The sequence below is a fragment of the Pseudomonas sp. SLFW genome (assembly GCF_009905615.1).
GTDB classification, from domain to species: domain Bacteria; phylum Pseudomonadota; class Gammaproteobacteria; order Pseudomonadales; family Pseudomonadaceae; genus Aquipseudomonas; species Aquipseudomonas bambusae.
This window is the reverse complement of the sequence record NZ_JAAAKW010000002.1, coordinates 419,309-431,923: the sequence shown is the minus strand read 5'-3', so window position 1 is coordinate 431,923 and position 12,615 is coordinate 419,309. Positions and strand designations below refer to the sequence as shown.

Sequence of the window (12,615 nt, the reverse complement as noted above, 5' to 3'; positions counted from 1 at the left end):
TTCCCACGCGGGGCGTAGGAACGATCGGAATCGTGTCCGCCGCAGAATGTTGAGTTGGCTGCGATCAGCCTTTCGCCAACTCCACCAACGCCCCGCGCCACGGCGCATTGCCCGGCAACGCCAGAAAAAACCCGTTGAGCAACGACTCACGCGCCGGGTAATCGAACGTTTCGCCCATCAGGTCCAGCACCACACCGCCCGCCCCTTCCAGCACGCCCTGCGCAGCGGCGGTGTCCCATTGCGAGGTCGGGGCCAGACGCGGGTAGCAATCAGCCGAACCCTCTGCCAGCAGACAGAATTTCAACGAGCTGCCGATGTTGGTCAGCTTCAGTTCGCCCACCACGGAAGAAAGTCCCGCGAGCAACGCCTCCTGCTCCGGGCTGGAATGGCGACGGCTGGCGACCACGGTAAACGCCTCGCCCACACCGGGCTGATCACGCACGGTAATCGGCTCGACGTGATCAACAGCATCGCTGCGCCAGGCCCCCAGGCCCGCTCCGCCAAAGTAACAGCGGTCGTTGGTCGGCATCGATACCACGCCGAACACAACGCGCCCGTTCTCGACCAGCGCGACGTTGACGGTGAACTCTTCGCTGCCGGAGATAAATTCCTTGGTCCCATCCAGCGGATCGACCAGCCACCAACGCTGCCACTGGCTGCGTTCGCTCAACGGAATGTTGGCGTCTTCTTCGGACAGGATGTGAATGCTCGGGTCCAGCGCTTTCAGTCCCGCTACCAACAGCTCGTGAGCGGCCAGGTCGGCAGCGGTCACGGGGGAATTGTCGGATTTGGACGTCACTTCAACGCCCGAGCGCCAGAACGGCAGAATGGCTTCTCCCGCGCGACGGCAGAGGTCGATCACCGGGGCCAGCAACGGGTGGGGCAAACCAGCGAACAGATCAGTCATGGCTGGAAGACCCCGCGCTGGGTCAACAGATCGCGGGTCAGATACAACGCAGCCAAGGCGCGACCTTCTGAGAACTGCGGGTGCTGCGCCAGGCTGGCGAGTTCGCGCAGGTTGATCTTGTCCACGCGCATCGGCTCAGGCTCGTCGCCCTCAAGGCGCTCTTCATACAGATCGGTGGCCAGCACCACTTGAATCTTCTGACTCATGTAGCCCGGCGACAGCGACAGCTCAGTCAGATGTTCAAGGTTGCGCGCCCCGTAACCCGCTTCTTCCTTGAGCTCACGGTTGGCGGCGGCCAGCACGTCTTCGCCCGGCTCGACCAGCCCTTTGGGCAAGGACAGCTCGTATTCATCGGTGCCGCCGCAATACTCTTCCACTAATACGGCGTGGTCGGCATCGAGCATCGCCACGATCATCACCGCCCCGTAACCGTTGCCGCGTCCGACCAGACGTTCATAAACGCGTTCGACGCCATTGGAAAAGCGCAATTGCACTTCTTCGACTCGGAATAGACGGCTGCTCGCGACGATTTCACGGGCGAGTACGGTGGGTTTCTGGCGCATGACAAGCTCCTTGGCGTAGACGGGTTACTATACCGTGGCTTTTCTGAATGTCTGTGTCGGAAAACCACAGCGACTTATTCAATGCCGAGAGACCCGTATGCCTTCTTTGCCCTGGCGCGACATCGACACCGTTCTGCTGGACATGGACGGAACACTGCTCGACCTGCACTTCGACAATCATTTCTGGCTTGAACACCTGCCTAAACGCTACGCGGAGCTGCATGGCGTGAGCCTCGCGATGGCGAAAATGGAGCTGACGCCGCTGTTTGAGAAGAACGCAGGCACGCTGAACTGGTATTGCACCGATTTCTGGAGCAGCGAACTGAAGCTCTCGGTGAAAGAGCTGAAAGTGGAAATTGCCCACCTGATCGCGCTACGCCCCGACGCCGAGCTGTTTCTGGGCGCCATCAAACAGGCTGGCAAGCGGGTGATCATGATCACCAATGCACACCGGGATTCGTTGTCGTTGAAGATGGAGCGGCTGGAGCTGGCGCCCTATTTCGAGCGGCTGATCAGCTCACACGATTACGGCTACCCCAAGGAAAACCCGCAGTTCTGGGACGCGTTGCACGCAGATATCGATTTCGATCCGGCACGCAGTCTGTTCATTGACGACACGCTGCCGATCCTGCGCAGCGCCGGGCGTTATGGCGTGAAACACCTGCTGGCCGTGCGTGAACCCGACAGCCGAAAGGGGCCGAAGGAGACCGAAGAATTCGAAGCCGTTGAAGATTACCGGACCCTGATCCAAGGCCTGTGATCGTTCCCCTGTCACACACACCAATCCCTGTGGGAGTGAGCTTGCTCGCGATGGATGCCTGGAACAAACAGGTATGTATCGAGTGTCAGGCCTATCGCGAGCAAGCTCACTCCTATAGGTTGCCCATTGCGCAACTGTTCGTCTCAGTCCCAATCATCACCCCATGCGACATCCTGCCGCGCTAGAATCCCCGAGCCGACCTGTGCCTTGCGGAGTGAAGATGGACATCAAACAGCTGAAATTCCTGATCGCCCTCGACGAAACCCGTCATTTCGGGCAGGCGGCTGCGCGTTGCCACATCACTCAGCCGACCCTCTCCATGCGTCTGCGCAGTCTGGAAGAAGAGCTGGACCTGCCGCTGGTCAATCGGGGGCAGCGTTTCGAAGGTTTCACAGCCCCCGGCGAGCGCGTGCTGGCGTGGGCACGTACGGTGTTGGCGGCCTATGACGGTTTGCAGGCCGAAGCCGCTGCCTGTCGCGGTCACCTCGTCGGCACCTTGCGATTGGGCGTCGTGCCACTGTCCAACTTCGATCCGCTGCCGTTGCTGCAACGCCTGCACAACAATCACCCAAGCATGCGCTTCGAATTGTCGTCCCTCAGTTCCGAACAAATCCTCGACCAACTGGCGAGCAACCGGCTCGACCTCGGCGTTTCATACCTGGAACGGCTGGACTCGGAACGCTTCGACTCGCTGGAGCTGGCGGAAACGCGCATGGGCCTCATGTACGACCAGCGCCACTTCAGCTTCGGTGACACCCCCCTGAGCTGGGAGAGCCTGATCGAATTGCCGTTGGGCATGCTGACCAGCGGCATGCACTTTCGTCAGTCCATCGACCACAACTTCCAGACCCGCGGGCTGGAACCCCAGCCGCTGATCCAGACCGACGCCGTCCATCAACTGCTGCAAGCCGTTCAGGCCGGTTTCTGCTGCGCGATCATGCCGCTGGACGGCGGGCTCGAAACGCTGACAGATCACCTGCGTCTGCAGCCCATCGAACAGGCGCAGACGCTGGCCCGCCTGGGACTCATCATGCGCCGCTCGGCGCCACGATCCGCGCTGGCCGAGGCGTGCTTTGGCGAGTATCACAAAATGATCGCAGCATCTTGATCGACGTCATCTATTACGGCATCAGTACTAGCGATTAGACGCCATCCGACGAGAGGCCTAGGCTAGGGGCCTGGAAACTCTGCCGGTACGTCCCGATGCATACCAAGCACAAGGAAAGCACGGCGCCCGCAAAACAACTGCCCGCGCCTGCCGCAAGCCAGCCCTACACCTACTCGAATCTGGAGCACGACGCTTCTGAGCCCACCGTGCTCGCGGAAGAAGTGGCGCTGGCCATTGCCTTTAACGGCATCAGCCAGGCGGTGATGCTGGTGACGCCCTCCGATCTGGAAGACTTTATCGTCGGTTTCAGCATCGGCAGCGGCATCATCGAATCCCCCGACGAAATCTACGACATCAAGCTTGGCGGCTGCGGTTCTGCGCAAACGGCGGAAGTTGAAATCGCCAGTCGCGCCTTTTGGAATCTCAAGACTCAGCGTCGACAAATGGCCGGAACCACCGGTTGCGGCCTGTGCGGGGTCGAAGCCGTGGAACAGGCCTTGCCTGAGCTGAACGTGCTCCCCGGTGCTCCGCTGCCCCCGGCCGAATGGCTTCACGGCCTGCGTGAGCGCCTGGACGAATTCCAGCCGCTGGGCCAGTACTGCGGCGCCGTCCATGCCGCGATGTTCATGAACGATAAGGGCGAACTGCTGCTCGGACGTGAAGACATCGGTCGCCATAACGCCCTCGACAAACTGATCGGGGCGCTGATTCGCCAGAACATTTCTACGGCGGGCGGCTTGGCGGTCGTGACCAGCCGTTGCAGCCTCGAATTGATCCAGAAAGTCCTGCGTGCCGGGATACAAACCCTTGTCAGCCTGTCCTCGCCTACCGGCCTGGCGCTGCAATGGGCGCGTCGGCACAACCTCAACCTCATTCATCTGCCAAAACACAGCGCGCCGCGGGTCTACAGCCCGGCCTTGGAGAATTAACGCGTGAGCATGCACAAACAAGCCGACAAGACCCCCGTTCCCCGCTACAAGCCGTACAAAGGTCCGGCCGGCGGATGGGGCGCGCTGATCAGTGTGAGTAAAGCCTGGCTGACCAGTGACAACGCGCTGAAAAACCTGCGCATGATGCTCAAGACCAACCAGAACGGCGGCTTCGACTGCCCGGGCTGTGCGTGGGGCGACTCGCCCGAAAGCGGCCTGGTCAAGTTCTGTGAAAACGGGGCCAAGGCGGTCAACTGGGAAGCCACCAAGCGTCGCGTCGACCCGTCTTTCTTTGCCCGCTACAGCGTCAGCGCGCTGTTGGAGCAGAGCGATTACTGGCTGGAGTATCAAGGCCGCCTGACCGAGCCGATGGTCTACGACGCCCAGACCGATCGTTACAAGCCGATCGCATGGGACGACGCGTTTGCGCTGATCGCCAAGCACCTTAACAATCTGCCCAGCCCGAACATGGCCGAGTTTTACACCTCGGGCCGGGCCAGCAACGAAGCCGCCTATCTGTATCAGCTGTTCGTGCGCGCCTACGGCACCAATAACTTCCCTGACTGCTCCAACATGTGCCACGAGGCCAGTGGCGTTGCGCTGTCGCAAAGTGTGGGCGTCGGCAAAGGCACCGTGACCTTCGACGACTTCGAACACGCCGACGCGATCTTCGTGTTGGGCCAGAACCCTGGCACCAACCACCCGCGCATGCTTGAACCGCTGCGTGAAGCCGTACAGCGCGGCGCCCAGGTGGTCAGCGTCAATCCGCTCAAGGAGCGTGGCCTGGAACGTTTCCAGCACCCGCAACATGCGCTGGAAATGCTCACCAACGGCTCCGAGCCGACCAATACCGCGTTCTTCCGCCCTGCACTGGGCGGTGACATGGCCATGATGCGTGGCATGGCCAAGTTCCTGCTGCAATGGGAACGTGAAGCCCAGGCCAAGAATGAGCCAGCCGTGTTCGACCACGCCTTCATCAACGAGCATACCGACGGCGTGCAGGATTACCTCGCCACCGTCGACGCGACCTCATGGAAATTCATCGTCGAGCAATCGGGCCTGACGCTGGACGACATCGAGCTGTCTGCCCGGATGTATGCCCGCGCCAAGAACGTGATCATGTGCTGGGCGATGGGCATCACCCAACATCGCCATTCGGTGCCGACCATCCAGGAAGTCGCCAACCTGATGCTGCTGCGCGGCAACATCGGCAAGCCCGGCGCGGGCCTGTGTCCGGTGCGAGGCCACAGTAACGTGCAGGGCGACCGCACCATGGGGATCAACGAGCGTCCACCGGCGTTCTTCCTCGATGCGCTGGAAAAACGCTTCCAGTTCAAAGTGCCACGCGAAAACGGCCACAACGTCGTTGAAGCGATCCACGCGATGCTGGAAGGGCGCTCGAAAGTGTTTATCGCCTTGGGCGGCAACTTTGCTCAGGCAACCCCGGACAGCACGCGTACGTTCGAAGCCCTGGGCAATTGCGACCTGACCGTGCAGATCAGCACCAAGCTCAATCGCAGCCACCTGGCCCACGGCAAGGAGGCGCTGATCCTGCCGTGCTTCGGTCGCACCGACATCGATATCCAGGCTGAAGGCCCGCAGGCCGTCACCGTGGAAGACTCCTTCAGCATGGTTCACGCATCCAACGGCCAGTTGAAACCGCTGTCGCGTCACATGCGCTCCGAGCCCGCCATTCTGGCAGGCATCGCCAACGCCACCCTGGGCAAGCAGCCTGTGGACTGGCTGTGGCTGGCGGCAGATTACGGGCGCATTCGCGACCTGATCGCCGACACCATCCCGGCGTTCAAAGACTTCAACGAGAAGATCAAGAACCCGGGCGGTTTCTATCTGGGCAGCACCGCCGGTTCGCGCAAATGGAACACGCCAAGCGCCCGCGCCAATTTCAAGGCAAACGAGCTGCCGGTGGACCTTGTGCACGAAAGCATCCGTGGGACCGGCATTATTCCGGACCTGATCATGCAATCGATGCGCTCCCACGATCAGTACAACACCACAATCTATGGGCTGGATGACCGCTATCGCGGCGTGAAAGGCCAGCGTGACGTGATGTTCCTCAACGAGGCCGACATCGTGCGCCTGGGCTTCGTACCCGGCCAGAAAGCCGACATCGTGTCGATCTGGGGCGATGACATCGAACGGCGCGTGAAGGGCTTTACCCTGCTGCCGTTCGATATTCCGGCGGGCCAGGCAGCGGCTTACTACCCAGAGGTCAACCCCTTGGTGCCGCTGGAAAGCATTGGCGATGGCAGCCATACGCCAACGTCCAAGTTTGTGGCGATCAAACTGGAGCGGCACGCCGAGGTGGCGCGGATTATTTAACTAACGCCGCTATCCCCTGTAGGAGCGAATTCATTCGCGAAAGGGTCTTGAAGTCGACAGTGATGCGTCGAGTGTACTCACGCTTCGCGAATGAATTCGCTCCCACAGGGGCTCCCCATACGCTCAACTCCGCATTGCCCCGAAGTCCCTATCCTGCCCACAAAAAAGGCCCAAATCGCATGATTTGGGCCTGTGGGAAGTAATCTAGGACTCGTCAAACCTCACTAAGTTCCGCATCAAAAACAATAACTTAGGCTTTTGTATACAAGTCGTGTTATTCGTCGGATTTCGATTGTGACATTTTCTTCATGATTGCAGGATCGCGTCGTCATCCCTACGAGCATCCCTACATGAAGTATTCCTCGATTCTGTTGTTGTCCCTCTCGCTGGCCACCGGTTTCGCCTCAGCAGGCGATAACCTGAACGCTGGCGTGGGCGGCGCATTGGGTGGGGTACTGGGTTCAGTTGTCGGTCAACAAATCGGCGGCAGCACCGGTTCTGCCATCGGCGCAGGACTGGGCGGCGCGGCTGGCGGCGCAGTGGGCGCCAACCGTCACAACCGTACCGAAGCCGCCATCGGCGGCGGTTTGGGCGCGGCAGGCGGCAACGTGATTGGTCGGAGTGTCGGCGGCAGCACCGGCAGCCTGATCGGCGCAGCGGCAGGCGGCGGTGCCGGTGGCGCGCTGGGTAACTATATGGGCGAAGAGAGCCGTCGTGACGACAATCGTCGCGGCTATCGCGGTGACCGTCGCGACTACCACGGCGGTCATGGCAAGCGTCACTACGACCACGGCCGTCATCGCGGCTGGCGTCATCGCTGACAGCAGCGCAACGCCTTCGACAGGGACATTCACCGGCCGCCGATAACGCGGCCGGTTTGCGTTTCCAGGCGCTTCAGAGCACCAGACGCTCCATCGCCGCGCGCAACGCTACAGGAATCGGCACAGGCTGATTCGACACCCGATCCACGAACACGTGCACGAACCGCCCCGCCGCACACGCCTCTTCTTCACCCACCTTGAACACTGCCAGCTCGTACTGCACTGAACTGTTCCCCAGTTTTCCGACGCGCAACCCCACCTCAATCAGGTCGGGATAAGCGACTGACGCAAAGTAATCACAGGACGAACTGACTACGAACCCCACCACCGCCCCATCGTGGATATCCAGCCCGCCCTGCTCAATCAGGTAGCTGTTCACGGTGCTGTCGAAGAAGCTGTAGTAGGTGACGTTGTTCACATGGCCGTAAATGTCGTTGTCATGCCAGCGTGTGGTGATGGGCTGAAAGTGGCGGTAGTCGGCGCGTATCGGAGTTTCGCTCATGCGTTGTCCTCGGTGGGCAAGTGTGGACCTGACACTACGACGATTTAGGGTATCCATGAAACCTGTGGGAGCGAATTGATTCGCGATGGCGGCGTAACAACACCATCACCTGCGCCTGAGAATACGCATCGTGAATGAATTCGCTCCCACAGGAGACTGCATCTGCAGCCCCTAATGAAGTTGGCCCTGAACCCAAGCCCTCACTTCGCCATAGGGGTAATCCTCCAGCACCGCGAAACCAGGAATGCCCCGGGCCTTGAGTTTGGTAAACACCGGCACGCTGATTCCGCATAAAAATCGGGTCAGGCATTCAAGGCTGGGATCATGCCCCAACGCCTGCAAATGCTTGCTGACAAACTCGCTGCACAAATCCCCCAGATCCCGCTCATCGAGCGGCCTCAGCTCGGGAGGCTCCGGCAACACCGCGACATGCCCTGCACACACCGAGCAATGCCCGCAGCGATCAGGCGCCCGCTCATCGCCAAAGTACGTAGCAAGGCGATGACTCAGGCACTGTTCACTCGCGAATAGAACCAGCATCGCGTGAATACGCGCCACTTCGGTCGTCTCATGATGCACGAAGTATGCGTGAAGCTCTTCGCTCAGCACCTGGATATCAAAATCCGTGACCAGCACGTTGTAGACGTCGGTCATCTGCTTGGTTTCCAGCTCGATCCAACCCTTTTCCTGAAAGAAATCCAGGGCTGTCACCACACGCCCGCGCTCCGCCTTGTATTGCTGGTAAATCGCGTCGAAGTCCACAGTCGCCCAGGTTCGCGCACGGCGAGAGGTGTCGACCAACGCCTGCACGAACAGCTGCCGCTCTCCCTGGAACTGCTGCACCAACGCGTCTGGCTCGATCAAATATTTGAAGCGGTACTCCGCGAAATACGAGTAACGGGGCGCGATGATCCCGCGCAGTTCAAGCTGAACAAGCAACGTTTTCAACGGCAGCTGGCGGATGTTGCTCATGTCGGAAAGATGCAGCAGCAAGAATTCCCACTGGCCGTCATGGCGCGCACTGAGCAAATCCTCCAGCACCCGACGAATCCCCTCGCGCTCGGGCGTGTCCCCGTACACAAAATTTTCCAGCACGTTGAGGCTGTCGCGATTGGCCAGCACCAGACACTCGGAGACGGCACCGTCGCGCCCTGCCCGGCCAATTTCCTGGCTGTAGTTCTCGACCGATTTTGGCAGATCGAAATGCACGACGTTGCGGATGTCACTTTTGTCGATGCCCATCCCGAACGCAATGGTAGCGACGATGCAGTTCAGGCGCCCCGCCATGAACTGACGCTGGATCGATTCGCGTCTGTCGTGGGGTAATCCGGCGTGATAGGCCTGCGCCGGAATGCCCTGCTCCGCCAAATGCGCCGCCACGAATTCGGCGGTTTTCTGCAAGGTGACATACACAATGCTCGGCTGCCCGGCCCGCTCGCCCAGCCACTGCGTCAGGCGTCTGCGTTTGTCACGCCCCGGCGTGGGTTCGACCAACAGCGTGAGATTCGGCCGATAAAATCCGGTCGTCACCACGTCTTTGGGCGCGATGGCGAATTTGCTCTGCATGTCTTCGATGACGTGTGGAGTGGCAGTCGCGGTCAGCAATAGCGCTTGCGGGATACTGAATTCGCGCTGGTAGTCCGGAAGCTTGAGATAGTCCGGGCGGAAGTTGTGCCCCCATTCCGAGATGCAATGCGCCTCGTCGATCACCAACAGCGAGATCGGCACCTGCGCGATGAAGTGCCGGAATCGCTCATTTTTTAGACGCTCTACCGAAATCATCAGAATTTTCAGTTCGCCGGAGCGGGCGCGGTTCATCACGTCTGTCACGTCTTCACGACTCTGTGCCGAATCGATACTCGCCGCTGAGATGCCGTGGCGCTGCAAAAAGGTCAACTGGTCCTGAATCAGCGCCAGCAACGGAGAAACCACTAGTGTGAGGTTTGGCAATAGCAAGGCTGGCAACTGGTAACACAGCGATTTTCCGGAGCCGGTGGGAAAGATCGCGGCAACGGAACGACCCGCCAATACCGCGCTGATCGCTGCCTCTTGTCCAGCGCGGAACTGCCGATAGCCGAAAACCTGCTCAAGCGTTTGATGCATGTACCGTCCTCCATGAACCGTCGCAAAGGCCTGAACCTTAGCGCGGCAGGTTCGGGCGACGAACACCTAAACCGTTACAGAAATGCCAAACAGGATACATCTCTGATAAGCGAGGGATGTGTACGACTAGCAAAACGACATCGCGCCGTTTAACCTCGCCGCAACTTTTACTCACATCTGATTTCACTCGCTGAAGAGGGCCTAGAGGCCCCATTGCAGCACGAAAATCGCCAAGGAGAGGCCATGCAACCCACCCTGCCGCCCGAGGATGACGGCCAGATCGTCATGCAGCGTCTGACGCCAGACCAGTTCGACGTCGTGCTCGGTTCGCACCCCGCAAAAAGAAAACTCCCACCTGCCAAACATACGTGGCCGCTCAGCAGCGTGTTGATTTGTCTGGCGCTAGTGATGGCAATTCTCTACCTCGTCGCTCAGATGTTTCATACGCAGAAACCCGCTCCAATGCCCGTCGCCACGTTACCGGCGGCTGACGTCATCGAAGCACCTGAACCCGAGGCTCAAACACCCGAAATACGGACGACCGAGCAAGTGGTCTACGTCGCTCCCAAGCTAGATACCACCCAACCTGCGACGTCAAAGCCGCTCGACGACTGCATGAAGCAAGGCAATGTGATCGACCGAGACGTCATCAATTGCCGGTTTGGCGATATTCAACCGACGGACTACAACGCACCCCGACCACAGGGCATGGTGTCTGACCGTTACATGGCGCAGTACAAGGCGACCGCCGCCAAGCCTCAGGCTGAAACGGGCCGTCGCTATGAAGTCGCGGGCGTACTCATCAGGGAAGTGGATGGGCGCAATCGGTATGAAGCGCGCTACCGCATCTACAACAATCACGTCGAAAACAATAGCGTGTGCATGAACTTCAAAGCGGACAGCGTCGAATATCGCGAATGCCGTCGCGCCGCTGCACCGTACTTCAAAGACATGTGCAGCGACTGGACCAAGCGCGCTGCCAAAGACAGGGACGAGAAAAACAAACTCGCACAGGAACAGTTCTGTGAGGCGGCTAATACTTATCGACCCTGATGCGGACTGACACACTTTGGAGCCTTTTGACAGGCTCATATTGCGAAACAGTTACGCTTTTGCCAAATGAATATCCTCAACCTACCTTTTGGAGACCTATCAACCCAAAGGATAATTAATCATGAGTGTTTTAACAGTATTCTTTTGCGGTACCGGCTCTAACAGTTTTGACCCATTCAATAAAAGCTATTGGGACGGCGAGCTGGTATCCACACTGGCTTCAAACATGAACAACCGAGAGTTTGCCGACTGGATCATTATTGATGGCCCTGGCAGTGGCAACTTGCAAGCCGATAACCTGTTCACTGAGCCCGGCGGCTATGGCATGACCGGAACGCTATTTGGCAAAGGCTGGGAAGAAAATGTCGGTCATGCATTGGCGATGATAAAAGGCAAAACGAACTGGCAGCGCACGAAGTTGACCAAGCAGGAATACGATCGATTGAAGAAAGCCAACATTCCTGTTGAAGACCTTGATCGAACCGGGTGCTGGCTGTGGCGCACTTACGACTACGGGGATCGCAAAGTCACCCCCCAGCAGCTTCAGGAAAAAATCATCCAGATCTTCCGCAAGAAAGATGAAAAAGGCCGCCCGATTCCCAAACAGGTCAATCTGGTGGGCTGGAGCCGCGGGGGTATCAGTTGCCACATGCTGGCCAATGCCATGCTGGCAGACCCTGAGCTGAAGCACATTGCCGTCAATATCTTCGCCATCGACCCTGTGCCGGGTGCGCTGAACTTCCAGGCTCACCGCGTCACGCTCGGTGCCAACGTCAAACAGTATATTGGCTTTTACGCACGTGATGAACGCTCCAAAGGTTTCGCCTGCGTAGCGCCGCACACCGCGCCAAGCACCCAGGTACATATCTTCCCAATGGCAGGTCGCCACGCAACGTTAGTGGGCAACGCGGCCGATGATGGCGCCAATGGCAGAAATGCTTTTACGGAACCGGGTTTGATCATCCGTCATTACGCCGAGCAAAGTCTGACTCGCTGGGGGGCTCCGCTGAATAAAATGCTCAAGCTGACTTCCGCCAAAATTGATGAGTATTTGAAAGTGATTGCACGAAACGATAAGAGTTTTATCGGTATGCGCAGCAAATCTTATACCGCCATTACGGAAGCGGACGCCGGAGAGCGCCGCGTCTCGTGGGGCGATAAGGGTGTGAAGTTTTCAGCCGTGAACGGCAATGCATTCTTTCCCAACGCAGGCTTGTCCGCCCCTGTTGCGCCAACGTCGAGTTTTCACAAGCCCATTAGTTGAAATTTCACTTCCATTTTATTGAATGTGATTTACAAGACCGTTCAAGCTGTATCGCTTCACATTATACGTAAAACTGAAAAACCGATTGACACCCTGCCGTGACATAAACGAAGCGGCAATACGTCATCAAGAATTCCAGGCAACTGTCTCGCTCTTGACCGGGATCATGAATCACCGTCGAGGGCGAGTTTGCCAACAAAGACCTCGGCAACATTTTTCAGTCACTGGCTCGACAAAACGCGATTTCAGCGGTCATACCTTCCGC

11 protein-coding genes are annotated in these 12,615 nt (G+C 58.7%); 7 read left to right on the top strand and 4 right to left on the bottom strand.

All coding sequences use genetic code 11. The features are described 5' to 3' along the window. Positions 1–64: 64 nt before the first annotated feature. Positions 65–907, bottom strand: a complete 843-nt coding sequence (gene cysQ / locus GVN17_RS05350) for a 3'(2'),5'-bisphosphate nucleotidase CysQ (protein ID WP_166594181.1) — start codon at positions 905–907, stop codon at positions 65–67. Continuing rightward, a complete protein-coding gene (nudE, locus tag GVN17_RS05345; protein ID WP_166594180.1) occupies positions 904–1,470 on the bottom strand; it encodes an ADP compounds hydrolase NudE in 567 nt (188 codons plus the stop codon). The genes cysQ and nudE overlap by 4 nt, the downstream gene beginning before the upstream one ends. 97 nt (positions 1,471–1,567) lie before the next feature. On the opposite strand from nudE, the gene yrfG reads away from it, so the two are divergent. The 5 genes from yrfG to GVN17_RS05320 all read left to right on the top strand — a co-directional run bounded on the left by yrfG (position 1,568) and on the right by GVN17_RS05320 (position 7,428). Beyond that, positions 1,568–2,230 carry a GMP/IMP nucleotidase gene (gene yrfG / locus GVN17_RS05340; RefSeq protein ID WP_166594179.1) on the top strand — a complete coding sequence of 221 codons (663 nt, stop codon included), beginning with the start codon at positions 1,568–1,570 and terminating at the stop codon, positions 2,228–2,230. A gap of 220 nt (positions 2,231–2,450) precedes the next feature. Next, the gene (locus tag GVN17_RS05335) at positions 2,451–3,338 is read left to right on the top strand and encodes a LysR family transcriptional regulator (protein ID WP_166594178.1); all 888 of its coding nucleotides are present in this window, start codon (positions 2,451–2,453) and stop codon (positions 3,336–3,338) included. Between the two features lie 95 nt (positions 3,339–3,433). Beyond that, positions 3,434–4,267, top strand: coding sequence for a formate dehydrogenase accessory sulfurtransferase FdhD (fdhD, locus tag GVN17_RS05330; RefSeq protein WP_166594177.1), 834 nt, complete (start codon positions 3,434–3,436; stop codon positions 4,265–4,267). Positions 4,268–4,276: 9 nt separating this feature from the next. After that, positions 4,277–6,607 (top strand): FdhF/YdeP family oxidoreductase, encoded by a 2,331-nt coding sequence (locus GVN17_RS05325; RefSeq protein WP_166594286.1) that lies wholly within the window; start codon positions 4,277–4,279, stop codon positions 6,605–6,607. Positions 6,608–6,957: 350 nt separating this feature from the next. After that, a complete protein-coding gene (locus GVN17_RS05320) occupies positions 6,958–7,428 on the top strand; it encodes a glycine zipper domain-containing protein (RefSeq protein WP_166594176.1) in 471 nt (156 codons plus the stop codon). Positions 7,429–7,501: 73 nt separating this feature from the next. Here the strand turns inward: GVN17_RS05320 and GVN17_RS05315 are convergent, their stop codons facing one another. Then, entirely contained in the window at positions 7,502–7,930 is a 429-nt protein-coding gene (locus GVN17_RS05315) for a thioesterase family protein (protein WP_166594175.1), read from the bottom strand. A gap of 171 nt (positions 7,931–8,101) precedes the next feature. Then, positions 8,102–10,033: an ATP-dependent DNA helicase RecQ gene (locus tag GVN17_RS05310; RefSeq protein WP_166594174.1), complete on the bottom strand. Its 1,932-nt coding sequence runs from the start codon at positions 10,031–10,033 to the stop codon at positions 8,102–8,104. Positions 10,034–10,276: 243 nt separating this feature from the next. On the opposite strand from GVN17_RS05310, the gene GVN17_RS05305 reads away from it, so the two are divergent. Both GVN17_RS05305 and GVN17_RS05300 read left to right on the top strand, forming a co-directional pair. Then, complete coding sequence (locus tag GVN17_RS05305) at positions 10,277–11,086, top strand: hypothetical protein (RefSeq protein WP_166594173.1); 810 nt, start codon at positions 10,277–10,279, stop codon at positions 11,084–11,086. A 121-nt stretch (positions 11,087–11,207) separates the two neighbouring features. Continuing rightward, complete coding sequence (locus GVN17_RS05300; protein WP_166594172.1) at positions 11,208–12,350, top strand: hypothetical protein; 1,143 nt, start codon at positions 11,208–11,210, stop codon at positions 12,348–12,350. Positions 12,351–12,615 lie beyond the last annotated feature (265 nt).

Excerpts from the sequence above, each read along its gene's own strand:
- GVN17_RS05315 (WP_166594175.1), bottom strand. The coding sequence starts at position 7,930 with ATGAGCGAAACTCCGATACGCGCCGACTACCGCCACTTTCAGCCCATC.
- GVN17_RS05325 (WP_166594286.1), top strand. The coding sequence starts at position 4,277 with ATGCACAAACAAGCCGACAAGACCCCCGTTCCCCGCTACAAGCCGTAC.
- yrfG (WP_166594179.1), top strand. The coding sequence starts at position 1,568 with ATGCCTTCTTTGCCCTGGCGCGACATCGACACCGTTCTGCTGGACATG.
- cysQ (WP_166594181.1), bottom strand. The coding sequence starts at position 907 with ATGACTGATCTGTTCGCTGGTTTGCCCCACCCGTTGCTGGCCCCGGTG.
- GVN17_RS05310 (WP_166594174.1), bottom strand. The coding sequence starts at position 10,033 with ATGCATCAAACGCTTGAGCAGGTTTTCGGCTATCGGCAGTTCCGCGCT.
- fdhD (WP_166594177.1), top strand. The coding sequence starts at position 3,434 with ATGCATACCAAGCACAAGGAAAGCACGGCGCCCGCAAAACAACTGCCC.
- GVN17_RS05300 (WP_166594172.1), top strand. The coding sequence starts at position 11,208 with ATGAGTGTTTTAACAGTATTCTTTTGCGGTACCGGCTCTAACAGTTTT.
- GVN17_RS05320 (WP_166594176.1), top strand. The coding sequence starts at position 6,958 with ATGAAGTATTCCTCGATTCTGTTGTTGTCCCTCTCGCTGGCCACCGGT.
- GVN17_RS05335 (WP_166594178.1), top strand. The coding sequence starts at position 2,451 with ATGGACATCAAACAGCTGAAATTCCTGATCGCCCTCGACGAAACCCGT.
- nudE (WP_166594180.1), bottom strand. The coding sequence starts at position 1,470 with ATGCGCCAGAAACCCACCGTACTCGCCCGTGAAATCGTCGCGAGCAGC.
- GVN17_RS05305 (WP_166594173.1), top strand. The coding sequence starts at position 10,277 with ATGCAACCCACCCTGCCGCCCGAGGATGACGGCCAGATCGTCATGCAG.